The sequence below is a fragment of the Halorubrum coriense DSM 10284 genome (assembly GCF_000337035.1).
GTDB lineage: Archaea > Halobacteriota > Halobacteria > Halobacteriales > Haloferacaceae > Halorubrum > Halorubrum coriense.
In genome coordinates, this window is the sequence record NZ_AOJL01000017.1 from 1 (window position 1) to 13,184 (window position 13,184).

Here is a 13,184-nt window from a genome sequence, read left to right on the forward strand (position 1 = left end):
CGGTGAGCGCTCGAAGAGCGCGAACCGCGAGGCTGGGGAGGCGTAGGGTGTGGTTGCTGGCAGTGTGGGGTGGGACTCGAAGGGGCAGTCGCGAGGACGAAGCACGCCGACGTAAGCACTGGAAGGAGCGAGCAACGTGAGCGACTGAAGCGCGCAACGAGGCGCGCGAGTCCTCGCGACTGGGGCTTTGACGGTGTTCGCTACCGTTCTCCTTCTGGCCCGGTTAACTGGGACAACGCATCGCGATTAATCGTCGCCGTCGACGTCGAGCGAGCGCTTCTCGCCGAGCTCCTGTTCGAGGCTGCCGCGCTCCCAGCTCCGCACCGCGTCGCCCTCGACCTCGGCGCGCAGCTTCTCCTCTAAGAGGTTCACCGCGACGCTGTTGGCCCCCTCCGGGATGATCACGTCGGCGTGTTTCTTCGAGGGCTCGATGAACTGCTCGTGCATGGGCTTCACCGTCGAGAGGTACTGGTCGATGACGCCCTCCAGGTCGCGGCCGCGCTCGATCACGTCCCGGCGGATCCGGCGCAAGATTCGCACGTCGGCGTCGGTCTCGACGAAGAGCCGCAGGTCCATCATGTCGTTTATCGCCTCGTCGTACAGCGCCAGGATTCCCTCTAGGACGATGACGTCCGTCGGCTCGACGGTGACGCGTTCGTCCTTCCGGTTGTGGATCTCGAAGTCGTACTGCGGCATCTCGACGGACTGACCCTCCAAGAGGGCTTCGAGGTGCTGCCGGAGGAGTTCCCACTCGAACGCCGAGGGGTGGTCGTAGTTGACCTCCTGCCGCTCCTCGAACGCGAGGTGCGAGAGGTCCTCGTAGTAGTTGTCCAGCGGGATCCGGGTGACGCTGTCGCCGAGGTCGCGGGTGACGAGCCGGGAGACCGTCGTCTTCCCCGCGCCCGTCCCCCCCGCGATCCCGATCACGAACGAGGGAATAGCCATACCGGCGTTCGAACGCCGGAGGGTTTGAACGCTCCCTTTTCCTCGTCGCGTGCGGCCTCCGATCGCACCGCACACGCGCCGCACGTCGAGTGGCGTGCGAACCGATCTCATGCGTACGTACGGCGCGGTTAAAACCCTACCGGGGGCATCTTTTAGCCGTTCGGAGCGGATCCGAGTCGTATGCGAACAGATACCACGGTCCGAGACGTGATGCACCGCGAGTTCCTCGGCGCCAGCGAGTCGGACTCGCTCTCGGAGGCGGCCGCGCTGCTGGTCGACGAGGAGACGAACTGTCTGGTCGTCGTGCGCGGCGGCGAGCCGGTGGGGCGGCTGGAGTCCCGCGACGCGCTCGACGCGCTGCTCGACGCGACCGGCGTCGCCGGCGAGTCCGAGGCGGACCCCGCCGACCTCACCGTCGGGGACGCGATGGGCCCGCCGCTGCCGGCGGTGTCGCCGGACGACTCGCTGGCGGCGGTCGAGGAGCGCCTCGTCGCGGAGGGCGCGGACCGGGTGGTCGCGGTCGATGACGGAGCGGCGGTCGGGGTCGTCACGGACGGCGACGCGCTCGCCGCGGTCGCGCCGCGGACGGGCACCGGCGCTGACGGGTTCGGCGGCGAGGCGCCCCCGGGCGAGCCGCGAGCGGACGAGGCGGCCCTGACGGCCGCGGCCGCGGCGGACTCCGGCGCGGGGCACGGCGCGGCGGCGACGATGGACCCTGAGGGCGCGACGGGCCGCGTCGCGGCCGGTCCGGGAGACGGAGCGGCGGGGACCGACGGCGGCGGCGATCCGGTCGCGGAGGCCACGAGCGGGGCCTCGACGCAGGGGGTCTGCGAGAACTGCGGCGCGCTGGTCCCCGACCTCGTAACGTCGAACGGGCAGGCGGTCTGCCCGAACTGCCGCGAGATCTGAGCCGACCCCGAGGCGACCGATCCGGCGGCCGGCAGCCTCAACAGGCAGCGAGCCGAAGGCGAGCGCATGGCCGAGACGGACGCGCGGATCGAGCCGGCGACCGCCGACGACGTCGACGCGGTCACCGACATGTGGGTCTCGCTCGCCGCGGGGCAGCGCGAGCACGGGGCCACGCTCCGCGCCGAGGCGAACCGGGCGACCGTCCGCGAGTGGGCCGCGCAGTCCGCCGTCACGGGCGAACTGTTCGTCGCCCGCGGCACGGAGGCGGCACCGGACGGGGCCGACGGAACCGACCTCGTCGGCTTCGTCGGCTTCACGCTCGAACGCGGCGGCTACGAGCGCGACGCCGTCCGCGGAACCGTCAGCAACCTCTTCGTCGTGCCCGACCGACGCGGAGAGGGGATCGGCGCGGCGCTGCTCGACGCGGCCGAGCGCGCGCTCGCCGAGCGGGGCGCGGACCGCGTGGCGCTGGAGGCGCTCGCCGACAACGACCGCGCCCGGGCGTTCTACGCGGACCGCGGCTACGACCGCCACCGCGTCGAGCTGACGAAGTCGCTCGGCGGCGAGACCCGCGACGACGACGGCGACGGCGCGACGGGAGAAAGCGACTGACGCCGGCCGGGTTCGCGGAAAGCGACACGCACTCATAGGAGGACCGAGTACGGCCGCACGCGCCAGGGGAGCATGGGTGGTTCATGCACTCGACTTGTAATCGAGACTTCCGGGGTTCAAATCCCTGCCCTGGCTTGACGCCGCGCGTCCGGTTTTTTCCCAGCGGCGCTCGCAGTGTCGCGCCCGGCGGTCGCGACCACCGATGGTTCTAGACCCGCTCGGTTTCAACGTGTCGTGTGAACGACCACCGAGATCACCGCGCCGGGCTCCGCACGCAACGCGAAGAGATCGACGACGCGCGACTGCCCGTCAGCGGGGCGTTTCCGGACTGGCTGTCCGGCGACCTGATCGGGAACGGGCCGGGGCAGTTCGAGGCCGGTGACACGGAGCTGCGCCACTGGTTCGACCCGTTCGCCATGCTCCGCCGGTTCCGGATCGACGACGGCGAGGTCAGGTACGCGAACCGGTTCGTCCGGAGCCGCGACTACGCGTACGCGCGGGAGCGCGGCGGCGTTCGAACGCCGTTCCCGGGGACGCCGCCCGACCGCCCGGTCTGGACGCGGCTCCGGCAGGTCCTCGACGGGACATTCCCGGACAACCCCGTCATCGGCGTCCAGCGGTTCGGCGACGAGTACGCGGCGGTCACCGAGTCGCCGACCGCGCTGACGTTCGACCCCGACACGCTCGAAACGACCGGCCGGATCGACCTCACCGCGGGGTTGGACTGCGACCTGACCCTCGCGCACGTTCACTACGACCCCGACGCCGAAGAGTTCCTCAATCTGGGGGTCTCGTACGGTCGCGACACCGTGTACACCCTGTTCAAGCGCCCGAAAGACGGCGGCACGCCGACCGCGCTGACCCGGCTCCGATTCGACGAGGCGCCGTACATCCACTCGTTCGCCGTGACCGACCGACACGTCGTCGTTACCGTGAACGCGTACGGGTTGGACACCGCTCGCCTCCTCAGGGGCGCGGTGACGGAGGAGACGTTCCTCGACGCGTTCCGACCGCTCTCGGCCCCCCTCCGCTTCGTCGTCCTCGATCGGTCGACCGGCGAGCGCGTGGCGACCGCGTCGGCACCGCCGGCGTTCGTCTACCACCACGCGAACGCGTTCGAGCGCGACGGCGAGATCGTCGTCGACCTCGTCGCGTTCGACGACGAGCGCGCGGTCACCGGACTCGCGCTCTCGAACCTCCGGAGCGACGAGCCCGACCTCCCGCGGGGCGACCTGTGCCGGTACGCGGTCCCGCTGTCGGGCGGCGAGGCCGAGCGCGAGACGCTTCACCGCGGGCCGGTCGAGTTCCCGGTGATCAACTACCGCGCGGTCAACGGCGAACCCCACCGGTACGTCTACCTCGCCGAGACCGACGGCGCGTCGAGCCTGCCGACCGATATCACGAAGGTGGACGTTGAGACCGGCACCGTTCGCCGCTGGCGCGAGTCGGGGACGCACCCCGGGGAGCCGCTGTTCGTTCCCGCCCCCGACGGAGACGACGAGGACGACGGGGTCCTGCTCTCGGTCGTGTTAGACCCCGAGGCGGACCGCTCGCGGTTGGTCTGCCTCGACGCCGGGACGCTCGATGAGGTCGGGCGAGCCGAGCTTCCCCACCGCCTGCCGTTCGGCTTCCACGGGCAGTTCTACGGGCTGTCGACCCCGGGACGCAGCATGGCGTGACGCCGCCGCCCGTCCCGCGGACCCACGTCGCGGTAATCGACGGAGGAGCGACGACGGCTCCCCCCGCGGCCATCGCTTAAGTGCGCCCGACGCGCACGTCGGGTATGGACTCGTCGGACCGAGCGCTGCTCGGCGCGGCCGGAATCGTCGGGGCGCTCGTGGTGGCCGTCGCGTTCGCCGGCGGTACCCTCTTCGGCTTCGATGAGTCGGTCGCGCGACCGCTCCGACTGCTCGCGGTCGAGCCGCTCACGTGGATCGTGATCGCGGCGCTGCTCGTCGCGGTCGTCGGGAACGCCTACATCGACTGACGGCGGCGGGCCGAACTCGGACCGAGACGGGTCGAGGGCGGGCCTCACCGAACGACCGTCACCGGCACCGGCGAGCGCTGAAACACCGCCTTCGCCACGTTGCCGACGAGGAGTCGGTCCGCGAGCGACCCGCTGTGAGTACCCAACACGACGACGTCGAACTCCTCGGCGTGATCGAGGATACCCCGCGCGGGCTTTCCTACCTCCACGATCGTGTCGACCGTCGCGTCGCACTCCGCGGCGATCTCGCGGGCCCGCTCGAAGACGGGTTCGGCGGCCTCGCGGATCCCGTCGTCGCCGGCCTCCGACAGGGCGATCCCCGCGGCCGCCCCCATCATCGGCGACGCGCCGCCGACGACGTGTATCACGCTCACCTCGGCGTCTCGGTGGGCGTCGAGCGCGTACCGGAGCGCGCGCTCCGAGAGGTCCGAACCGTCCATCGCCACGAGCACGCGCGATATCATACCCGGCAAGACGCGCAGCTAGCCCATAAACGCAGGTGGTGATCCGCGCCCGCCTCGCCGGCCGAGCAGCCGCTCAGGCGTCGCCGTCCTCGATCGTCCGGACGAGCGCGTCGAGCGCGCGTTCGGCCGCGCCGCGCTTCACCGCGTCGCGGTCGCCGTTGAGGACGACCCGCTCGGTGCGGACGAACGACTCGCCGGTGCCCCACGGGGCGGCGTGCGCGACGCCGACGTAGACGAGCCCAACCGGTTTCTCGTCGGTTCCCCCGGACGGCCCCGCGATCCCCGTCGTCGCGACCGCCCAGTCGGCGTCCGCCCGGTCGCGCGCGCCGGCCGCCATCTCGCGGACCACGGGCTCGCTCACGGCCCCGTGCGCGTCGAGCGACTCGCGGGAGACGCCGAGCAGCTCCCGCTTGGCGTCGTAGGTGTACGTCACGAACCCGCGGTCGAAGTAGGCGCTCGCGCCGGGCACGTCCGTCACCCGCGACCCGACCAGCCCGCCCGTGAGCGACTCCGCGGTCGCGAGGGTCTCGTCTCGGTCGCCGAGGAGCGCGTTCAGGCGTTCCGCCGGGGGCGTCGTGTCCTCCATACCGCCGCTCCGGGCGAGACGCCCCTGAGGTTTACGCCCCGTCGCGCCGAAGGCCGACCGTGACCGACACCGACTGGGACGACCGCTTCGCGTCGGGCGAGTACCCGCGCGCCCCCGAGCCGTCCCCCGTGCTCCGCGCCTACGAGCCGTCGCTGCCCGACGGCCGCGCGCTCGACGTCGCGGCGGGGACCGGCCGCAACGCCGTCTACCTCGCGGCCCGCGGCTACGACGTGGACGCGCTCGACGCGTCGGAGGTGGGACTCCGCGTCGTCCGCGAGCGCGCCGTCGAACGCGGGGTCGGAGACCGGGTCGAGACGGTCCGCGGCGACGTCTCGACGTACGGCTTCCCGGCGGAGACGTACGCGGTGATCACGATGAGCTACTTCCACGCGCTCGACCGGGTCGCCGACATGATCGCGGCGCTCGAACCCGACGGCTACCTCTACGTCGAGGGACACCTGCGGTCCGCGGAGCCGTCGCCGTCGGGGCCGAGCGACGACCGCTACCGCTTCGCGGCGAACGAACTGCTTCGGGCGGGACTGGGGCTGAGCGTGCGCTACTACGACGAGACGACGACCGAGCGCCCGGGCGACCGCCGGCGCGCCGCGGCGCGGTTGCTCGCGCAGAAGTCGACGGGCGGACGGCAGTCGTACCCGACGCGCCCGGACGCCCCGGACCGGTGGCCGGGAGACGCGACCGATCGGCCCACCGCGGACGGTTCCGCCACCGGTGCCGAGAGCGCCGCGGACGGGCGAGACGCGTGAGCGACGACGCGTCCGCGTCGCCCGCGGCGGTCCTCCGGACGCTGGTGGCGCGCGCGGTCGACGACGACGACCCGGCCGGGCTCGTCGACCGAGTCGAAGTCGCCGAACGCGGGGCGGGGCCGAAAGGCGGCTCCGGAGGCGGGCGCGACGCCCGGACGCCCGTGGAGCGCCTCGCCGGACTGATCGCCGAGGCCGACGGCGTCGTGGCCGTCGTCCCGCGGTTCGACGCCGACCTCGCCCGACGACTGAACGAGTCGGTGGCGGCGGTTCCGCACGAGGTCCGCGTCGTGTTCACCGACGCCGCGGGCGACCGCCTCGCCGGAGCGACGGGGCCGATCGTCCGGCGCGCGCTGGCCGAGCGCGGCGTCGACGCGTACCGGCACGACGGGGAGTCGCCGGTGGCGGTGGTCCTCGCCGACGACCGCGCCGCGGTCGGGCTGATCGACGGGGACGGTGTCGCGGCGCTGCTGACGACGGACGACCCGGCGGTCCGGGAGTGGGCGGCCGCGACCTGTGGACGCTACCTCGACGCGGCCGAACGGGTGACCGAGGGATGAGCGCGCCGGCCCCGGGTCGGTGACGAGAGACCCGAGTCGGTGACGCGGGGCCCCGGACCGCTTTTCAGGGTCGCCGTCGAAGGCCGCATATGAAAGCGCTACTGCTGTTGGTTGCCGGGATCGGCGGACTGCTCGAAGCCGTCGCGCCGCGGCGCGCCGTCGCGCTCTGGACGCGCGCGCTCTACCGGAACGCCGGCGAGGCGGAGCCGCGCGACTGGGTGTACGCGGCCGCGAAGGTCGAGGGGACCCTGATCGCGGCCGGCGCGCTCGTCGGGCTGTACCGGCTCGCGACGGCGGACGAAGCGACCGAGGGAGACGACGAGGCGAGCGCGGACGAAGCGACCGAGGGAGACGACGAGGCGAGCGCGGACGAGCGCGCCGTCGACGCGGGAGGCGACGCGGACGCAGGGCTCCGCGCCGACGCGGCGTGATCCGATAGACCGTCCGAGGCGTCGGGCGCGGTGACCGGAGAGGTCGTCCGACGGGTCGGGCGGAGATACCCGAACGTATATGAACGAGGTCGCGGTACGCGTTGACATGTCGGGGCCTCCCGCAGACCCCAGATCGGCGGACTCGTCGACGGTCCGCGTCCTCCACGTCGACGACAATCCCGCGTTCCTCGACCTGACGGAGACGTACCTCGAACGGATCGACGAGGCGTTCGAGGTCAGGTCCGAGACGGACGTCGACGACGCGCTCGACGCGCTGACGACGGCGCCGATCGACTGCGTCGTCTCCGACTACGACATGCCCGAGACGAACGGACTGGCGTTTCTCCAGCGGGTCCGCGACCGCGGCATCGACGTCCCGTTCGTGCTGTTCACGGGGAAGGGGAGCGAGGAGATCGCGAGCGAGGCCATCTCGGCGGGCGCGACCGATTACCTACAGAAGCAGCGCGGCAACGACCAGTACGAGGTGCTGGCCAACCGCGTGCGCAACGCCGTCGACCAGCACCGGTCGCGGGCCGCGCTCGCCGCCAGCGAGGAGCGGCTCTCGCGGTTCATCGACCAGTCGCCGCTGGGGACGATCGAGTACGACGACGCGTTTCGGATCGTCCGGGCGAACCCCGCCGCGGAGGAGATCCTGGGCTACGACGAGTCGGAACTGCTCGGCGGGACGTGGCTTCCGTTCGTCCCCGAACCCGAGTACCGACACGTGGCGGCGCTCGAACGCGACCTGCTCTCCAACAAGGGCGGGTTCCGGAGCGTCAACGAGAACGTCCGGAGCGACGGGACGCGGATCCGGTGCGCGTGGCACAACCAAGTCGTGACCGACGCGGACGGTGCCGTGATCGGCGTCTTCTCGCAGTTCGAGGACGTGACCGACGAGGTCGCGCGCAAACGCGAGATCGAGCGGTCGAACGCCGTGCTGTCGACCGCGCTCGACGCGCTCCCCGTGGGGATGCTCGTCGAGGACACCGATCGGCGGGTACTCCGGGTTAACGAGCGGCTCTACGAACTGCTCGACGTCGACGGCGACCCGTCGGCCGCGACCGGGCGCGACTGCGAGCGACTCGCCGTCGAGCTGAGCGAACGGTTCGCGGACCCTGAGGGGTTCGTCGCGCGGATCGAGGCGATCGTCGAGGAGCGACGTGCGGTCGACGACGAGCGGCTGGCGCTCGCGGACGGGAGCGCGCTGATGCGGACCTACCGGCCGATCGACCTGCCGGACGGAGAGGGGCACTTGTGGGCCTACCGGCGGGCGCAGCGGGCGGACTGAGCCGGCGGGCGCAGCGGGCGGACGGAAACGGCGGTCCGGTCGCGGCGGCGGCCGGCGATCGGTTCAGTCGTTCGCGTGGTCCGCTTCCGCGCCCTCGAACGGTCGCTCCCCCTCCGGGCGGTCGCCGGTCAACAGGACGTGACAGTCGCGACACCGGGCCTCGTACGACTCCTCCGCGCCGACGAGGATCGTCGGGTCGTCCGTGTGCGCGGGCTCGCCCTCGATGAGCCGCTGGTTCCGCGAGGCCGGCTCGCCGCAGACCGAGCAGATGGCCTGGAGCTTGTCGACGTACTCGGCGGTCGCCATGATCCGCGGGAGCGGCTCGAACGGCTCGCCGCGGAACGTCTGGTCGGTGCCCGAGACGATCACGCGGCTGCCGCGGTCCGCGAGGGTGTTACACACCTCGATGAGCGCCTCGGAGAAGAAGTTCGCCTCGTCGATCGCGACGACCTCTGCGGGGTCGTCGTCGAGGATGTCGAGCGGCCCGTCCCCCTCGTTGTCGACGACGGTGGCCTCCCACTGCCGGCCGGTGTGGCTCCCGATCGTCGTCTCGCCGTAGCGGTCGTCGACCGCGGGCTTGTACACCGCGACCGACTGGCCGGCGATCTCGGATCGGCGGAGCCGGCGGAGCAGCTCCTCCGTCTTGCCCGAGAACATCGACCCGGAGATGACCTCGATCCAGCCGGATCGAGTGATGGCGTGCATACCCGATCGGGCCGGAGCCAGCGACTAAACCGTTTCTCTCCGGGCGGGCGGTCGGCGTCGAGCCGGCGTCGTCGCGGGGTCAGATCCCGGTCGCGACCGCGACGACGACCGCGGCGACGACGACGTACGCGCCCGCGGAGGCGGCCCAGTCGCGGCGGATCGGGCCGAGCCGCTGGCGCGGGAGGCCGGGAGCGCGCGGCAGCGGGACGAGCGCGAAGAAGCCGACCATCAGCGCGAGTTGGACGACCCCCGTGACGAGGACCGTGACGGCCGTGCCGCCCCCGAGTATCCGCCCGGTCGCGGCGAACAGACCGACGAACAGCAGCCCGGAGCCCGCGCCGGCGACGTAGTGGACCCACGTCGCCAGCCGCTCCGGCGCGTCGTCGACCGGCGTGTCCGTGAGCACGCCCGCCGCGACCTTCGGCGCGGTCGCTCCCTCGGGGAGCCGCGCCATCACCACGTCCATCGCGAGCGTCGCGACGAGTCCGACGACCGGCCCCAAGGCGAGGCCGGCGAGCAGCGAGAGCGTCGTCATCGTGAGGCTACACGGTCGGGAGGGGTTTCACTCCGTCGGCGGCCGAACCCCGCGAGCGAATCGGGGGACGCGCTGGGGTTGGCCGGGCCGAACGCGACTCAGTCGTCTCGCGGGACCACGGCCTCGCCGCCGATCACGACCCGCGAGACGTCGGCGCGGCCGGCGCGCCTGACGACCGCGCGGACGAGGTCGCGCGCGCCGGCGAGGTTGTCGGAGTCGCCGTCGAGGACGAGCAGGTCCGCGTCGGCCCCGGGCTCGATCACGCCGCGGTTCACCCCGGCAACCTCGGCACCGTTGACCGTCGCCATCCGCAGGACGTCCCGGGCGGGGAGGTCGGCGAGCTTCGCCGCGAACTCCATCTCGCGGAACATCGACGGCGAGTCGGTCATCACGTTGTCGGTGCCGAGCGCGACGGTCGTCCGCTCGGCCAGCTCGCGGATCGGCGGCACGCCGACGTTCGTCACGAGGTTCGACCGGGGGCAGACGACGACCGGCGTCCCGCGGTCGTCGAGCCGCTCCAAGTGGATCCGCTCGGCGTGGACCATGTGGACGAGGAAGTCGGGTTCGAGGTCCATCGCGGCGTTGACGTCGTCGGCGTCGCGCTCGCCGGCGTGGATCCCGAACAGCTTGCCGGCGTCGCGGGCCGCCGCTCGGACCGCGTCGAAGTCGGCGTCGCGCGCGCCGGAAGCGCCGTACCCGTCCGCCACGGAGAGCACGTCGGGGTCGCCGCGGCCGAAGACGACCGCGTCGACCGCGCGCTCGCCGAACTCGACGCCCCGGCCCGCGAGCGCGTCGCGGAGCGCGGCGACGCCGTCGGCGCCGCCCTCCCGGAACTCGAGGAACGTCCCCGTGCCGGTCGACTCCATGTACCGCAGCGTGCGCGCCATCGCGGCCACCAGCTCCCCCCGGTCGGCCGCCCGGAGGAGCCGGTGTTTCAGCCCGTCCGGCGGCGCGACCAGCTCGTCGAGCGCGAGCCCCGCGCCCGCCTCCTTGGCGATCGAGTCGCCGACGTGCGTGTGCGCGTTGACGAACGCCGGGAGGATCACGTCGTCGCTGCCGACCGACGTCTCCTCGACCTCGACGATCTCGCCGTCCGCGACGACGACTCGGCCCTCGACCGGCTCGAAGTCGGGACCGACGAGGACCGTCCCTTCGAGGTACATACCGGAGGCTCGACGCGCCGCGGGTAAAACATCGGGGGGAGCGGCTCCGACCGACGGCGTCACCGCGCGTCGAGTCGCGCCCAGAACCCGAGCGTGTCGGGGAGGAGCGCCCGCGGTTCGGCGGTCGCCGCGGCGTCGCCCTCGCTCGTCGTCTCGCCGCCGTCGGGCTCCGGCTCGACGACGCGCTCGACGTCGAACCCCGCGTCCGCGAGGGCGCGGTGAAGCTCGGAGACGGACCGGTCGAAGGCGACGAGGTCCGCGTCGTACGACTCGTCGATCTCGATCTCCCGCCGCGGCGGCGCGTGGTATCCCCTGCCGATCGTTCCGGTCTCGGGGTCGATCAGCTCCCGGAACGGGTGCATCACCGACAGGTAGAACGCGCCGCCCGGCCGGAGCACGCGACGCGCCTCGCGCACCGCGGCGTCGAGGTCCGCGACCAGCTGGAACGCCGCCTCCGAGAACGCGGCGTCGAACGCGTCGTCGGCGAGCGGGACGTCGGTCACGTCGCCTTGGAGGAACCGGGCGTCGACGCCGTAGTAGTCGCGGAGCCGACGCGCGTGACGGAGCTGTGCCTCCGCGATGTCGACGCCGACCACGCGGTCGGCACCTGCCAGCGCGGTGCCGACGCTCCCCTGTCCGCCGCCGCAGCCGAGTTCGACGACGGCAGCGCCCGCGACCGGCGGCGGGAACGCGGAGCCGGTCGCCGCGTGGCCGTCCGGGTCGAACGGCGTCGGCGCGGGCGGGACCCCGGACTCGTCGGTGTCGGCGTTCCACAGCGCTTGGAAGGCGTCGCTCCACTCGTTCCAGAGGCGACGGTTCTCGCGGTGGTCGTCGGTCACGGCGGCGGATCGGCCGGGAGCGACATAAGCGTCACTCGAACTCGTCGAGCGTCGTCGGCATCGCCCCGCGCACCTCGGTCACGAGCCCGTCCGGGTCGAGGCCGAGCACGTCCGCGGCCGCGCGGCCGACCCGGTCGGTCGCCGGCTCGGGGGCGTACACCCCGAGCCGCCACTGGTTCCGCTGCGCGGTTCGGAGGGCGGAGACCAGCGGCGACTGGCGTTCGAGCCGCCGGATGTCGCCGTTGACCGTAACGCGCGCGGTCGACTCGCGCATCTCCGGCTCGGGCGGCACGTCGAGGATCACGTGGTCGCGGGCGACGCCCGCCTCCTCGGCGATCTCGCGTTCGAGCGCGGTCTCGGCCGGGTGGTCGGCCGCGTGGACGCGCTCCGGGACGTCGTCGTACTCCGCCCACACCGCCAGCTTGTAGAGGTCGCGCTCGTCGTAGCGCCGCGAGAGCTCCGCGGTCGCCCGGCAGTCGCGGACCGCGGCGAGGAAGTCGTGGTCGTCCATCCGGCGCAGTTCGGCGGCCGTCGTCGCGGTCGCGTCGAGGAGTTCGCTCGCGGCGCGGCGCAGCATCGCCTTCGAGATGCGGGCGACGTGGTGGGTGTAGACGACCGGGTTCATCAGCGCGCGGGCGAGCAGGAGGCTCTCGGCGGTCTGGACGTTGCCCTCGTCCAAGACGAGTTCGGGACCGTCGCGGCCCGACCCGTCGGTCTCTGCGGCGTCGCCTCGTTCGACGAACGTCAGCTCGCGGACGAACCGCTCCGTGTCGATGGTGCCGTACGGGACGCCCGTGTGGTAGGCGTCGCGCACGAGGTAGTCCATGCGGTCGACGTCGAGCTCCCCCGAGACGAGCCCCGCGTACCGGCCCTCGCCCGCGACGATCCCGGCGATCCGGTCCGGGTCGAGGTCGTGGTCGCGCAGGACCTCGCCGACCGCGCCGGTCGCGAGCAGCTCGTCGACGTCGTCGTGGTACTTCCCGGTCCGGCGGTGGGTGAGCGCTTCGAGGTTGTGGCTGAACGGCCCGTGGCCGACGTCGTGGAGCATCGCCGCCGCCTCGATGCGGTCGGCGCGTTTCCCCTCGATCCCGAGGTGGTCGAGCGCGCGGCTCGCGAGGTGGTAGACGCCGAGGCTGTGTTCGAACCGCGTGTGGTTCGCGGAGGGGTAGACGAGCCGGACCGTCCCGAGCTGTTTGACGTGGCGGAGCCGCTGGACGGCGGGCGTGTCGACGAGGTCCGCGGCGACACCGTCGATCTCGATGTGGTCGTGGACGGTGTCCTTGACCGTGATCATGCGTCGGCCTTCGGCGGCACGAGATAAAAGGCTGGGAGTGGACGGCGCGCCTCGTCGCGGAGTCGGAGAGGCCGAAGGGCGTCGTTCGCCGTCGACGACGCGTGC

The 13,184-nt window shown here is 72.6% G+C and carries 16 protein-coding genes and 1 tRNA gene; 9 read left to right on the forward strand and 8 right to left on the reverse strand.

Going from position 1 to position 13,184, the window contains the following annotated elements; translation table 11 throughout:
- Positions 1–246: 246 nt before the first annotated feature.
- The gene (udk, locus tag C464_RS03165) at positions 247–945 is read right to left on the reverse strand and encodes a uridine kinase (protein WP_006112079.1); all 699 of its coding nucleotides are present in this window, start codon (positions 943–945) and stop codon (positions 247–249) included.
- Between the two features lie 180 nt (positions 946–1,125).
- Here udk and C464_RS03170 point away from each other — a divergent pair, with 180 nt between their 5' ends.
- The 5 genes from C464_RS03170 (at position 1,126) to C464_RS03190 (ending at position 4,453) form a co-directional block, all read left to right on the forward strand.
- A complete protein-coding gene (locus C464_RS03170) occupies positions 1,126–1,854 on the forward strand; it encodes a CBS domain-containing protein (protein WP_049910806.1) in 729 nt (242 codons plus the stop codon).
- 66 nt (positions 1,855–1,920) lie between these two features.
- Positions 1,921–2,466 carry a GNAT family N-acetyltransferase gene (locus C464_RS03175; protein ID WP_006112081.1) on the forward strand — a complete coding sequence of 182 codons (546 nt, stop codon included), beginning with the start codon at positions 1,921–1,923 and terminating at the stop codon, positions 2,464–2,466.
- Positions 2,467–2,527: 61 nt separating this feature from the next.
- Positions 2,528–2,601, forward strand: a tRNA-Thr gene (locus C464_RS03180).
- 101 nt (positions 2,602–2,702) lie between these two features.
- Complete coding sequence (locus C464_RS03185) at positions 2,703–4,145, forward strand: carotenoid oxygenase family protein (protein WP_006112082.1); 1,443 nt, start codon at positions 2,703–2,705, stop codon at positions 4,143–4,145.
- 104 nt (positions 4,146–4,249) lie between these two features.
- On the forward strand, positions 4,250–4,453 hold the full coding sequence (locus C464_RS03190) for a hypothetical protein (RefSeq protein WP_006112083.1): 204 nt from the start codon (positions 4,250–4,252) through the stop codon (positions 4,451–4,453).
- Positions 4,454–4,497: 44 nt separating this feature from the next.
- On the opposite strand, the gene C464_RS03195 is transcribed toward C464_RS03190, so the two are convergent.
- Together C464_RS03195 and C464_RS03200 are read right to left on the reverse strand one after the other, a co-directional pair.
- Entirely contained in the window at positions 4,498–4,917 is a 420-nt protein-coding gene (locus tag C464_RS03195) for a universal stress protein (RefSeq protein WP_006112084.1), read from the reverse strand.
- A gap of 73 nt (positions 4,918–4,990) precedes the next feature.
- Positions 4,991–5,503, reverse strand: coding sequence for a CinA family protein (locus tag C464_RS03200; protein ID WP_006112085.1), 513 nt, complete (start codon positions 5,501–5,503; stop codon positions 4,991–4,993).
- 59 nt (positions 5,504–5,562) lie between these two features.
- On the opposite strand from C464_RS03200, the gene C464_RS03205 reads away from it, so the two are divergent.
- The 4 genes from C464_RS03205 (at position 5,563) to C464_RS03220 (ending at position 8,543) form a co-directional block, all read left to right on the forward strand.
- A complete protein-coding gene (locus tag C464_RS03205) occupies positions 5,563–6,267 on the forward strand; it encodes a class I SAM-dependent methyltransferase (protein WP_006112086.1) in 705 nt (234 codons plus the stop codon).
- Positions 6,264–6,824, forward strand: coding sequence for a transcriptional regulator FilR1 domain-containing protein (locus tag C464_RS03210; RefSeq protein ID WP_006112087.1), 561 nt, complete (start codon positions 6,264–6,266; stop codon positions 6,822–6,824). Before C464_RS03205 ends, C464_RS03210 begins: the two co-directional genes overlap by 4 nt.
- A gap of 89 nt (positions 6,825–6,913) precedes the next feature.
- On the forward strand, positions 6,914–7,255 hold the full coding sequence (locus C464_RS03215; protein ID WP_006112088.1) for a hypothetical protein: 342 nt from the start codon (positions 6,914–6,916) through the stop codon (positions 7,253–7,255).
- Between the two features lie 106 nt (positions 7,256–7,361).
- On the forward strand, positions 7,362–8,543 hold the full coding sequence (locus tag C464_RS03220; RefSeq protein WP_049910807.1) for a PAS domain S-box protein: 1,182 nt from the start codon (positions 7,362–7,364) through the stop codon (positions 8,541–8,543).
- Between the two features lie 63 nt (positions 8,544–8,606).
- Here C464_RS03220 and C464_RS03225 read toward each other — a convergent pair whose 3' ends face one another.
- The 5 genes from C464_RS03225 to C464_RS03245 all read right to left on the reverse strand — a co-directional run bounded on the left by C464_RS03225 (position 8,607) and on the right by C464_RS03245 (position 13,079).
- The gene (locus C464_RS03225; protein ID WP_006112090.1) at positions 8,607–9,248 is read right to left on the reverse strand and encodes a thymidine kinase; all 642 of its coding nucleotides are present in this window, start codon (positions 9,246–9,248) and stop codon (positions 8,607–8,609) included.
- A gap of 79 nt (positions 9,249–9,327) precedes the next feature.
- Positions 9,328–9,783 (reverse strand): hypothetical protein, encoded by a 456-nt coding sequence (locus tag C464_RS03230; RefSeq protein WP_006112091.1) that lies wholly within the window; start codon positions 9,781–9,783, stop codon positions 9,328–9,330.
- Between the two features lie 98 nt (positions 9,784–9,881).
- A complete protein-coding gene (locus C464_RS03235) occupies positions 9,882–10,946 on the reverse strand; it encodes an amidohydrolase family protein (RefSeq protein WP_006112092.1) in 1,065 nt (354 codons plus the stop codon).
- 59 nt (positions 10,947–11,005) lie between these two features.
- Positions 11,006–11,785, reverse strand: coding sequence for a class I SAM-dependent methyltransferase (locus C464_RS03240; protein ID WP_006112093.1), 780 nt, complete (start codon positions 11,783–11,785; stop codon positions 11,006–11,008).
- Positions 11,786–11,816: 31 nt separating this feature from the next.
- Complete coding sequence (locus C464_RS03245) at positions 11,817–13,079, reverse strand: HD domain-containing protein (RefSeq protein WP_006112094.1); 1,263 nt, start codon at positions 13,077–13,079, stop codon at positions 11,817–11,819.
- Positions 13,080–13,184: the final 105 nt, after the last annotated feature.

Coding starts and splice junctions, on each gene's coding strand:
- C464_RS03235 (WP_006112092.1), bottom strand. CDS start 10,946: ATGTACCTCGAAGGGACGGTCCTCGTCGGTCCCGACTTCGAGCCGGTC.
- C464_RS03245 (WP_006112094.1), bottom strand. CDS start 13,079: ATGATCACGGTCAAGGACACCGTCCACGACCACATCGAGATCGACGGT.
- C464_RS03220 (WP_049910807.1), top strand. CDS start 7,362: ATGTCGGGGCCTCCCGCAGACCCCAGATCGGCGGACTCGTCGACGGTC.
- C464_RS03175 (WP_006112081.1), top strand. CDS start 1,921: ATGGCCGAGACGGACGCGCGGATCGAGCCGGCGACCGCCGACGACGTC.
- C464_RS03190 (WP_006112083.1), top strand. CDS start 4,250: ATGGACTCGTCGGACCGAGCGCTGCTCGGCGCGGCCGGAATCGTCGGG.
- C464_RS03170 (WP_049910806.1), top strand. CDS start 1,126: ATGCGAACAGATACCACGGTCCGAGACGTGATGCACCGCGAGTTCCTC.
- C464_RS03215 (WP_006112088.1), top strand. CDS start 6,914: ATGAAAGCGCTACTGCTGTTGGTTGCCGGGATCGGCGGACTGCTCGAA.
- C464_RS03195 (WP_006112084.1), bottom strand. CDS start 4,917: ATGATATCGCGCGTGCTCGTGGCGATGGACGGTTCGGACCTCTCGGAG.
- C464_RS03200 (WP_006112085.1), bottom strand. CDS start 5,503: ATGGAGGACACGACGCCCCCGGCGGAACGCCTGAACGCGCTCCTCGGC.
- C464_RS03230 (WP_006112091.1), bottom strand. CDS start 9,783: ATGACGACGCTCTCGCTGCTCGCCGGCCTCGCCTTGGGGCCGGTCGTC.
- C464_RS03225 (WP_006112090.1), bottom strand. CDS start 9,248: ATGCACGCCATCACTCGATCCGGCTGGATCGAGGTCATCTCCGGGTCG.
- udk (WP_006112079.1), bottom strand. CDS start 945: ATGGCTATTCCCTCGTTCGTGATCGGGATCGCGGGGGGGACGGGCGCG.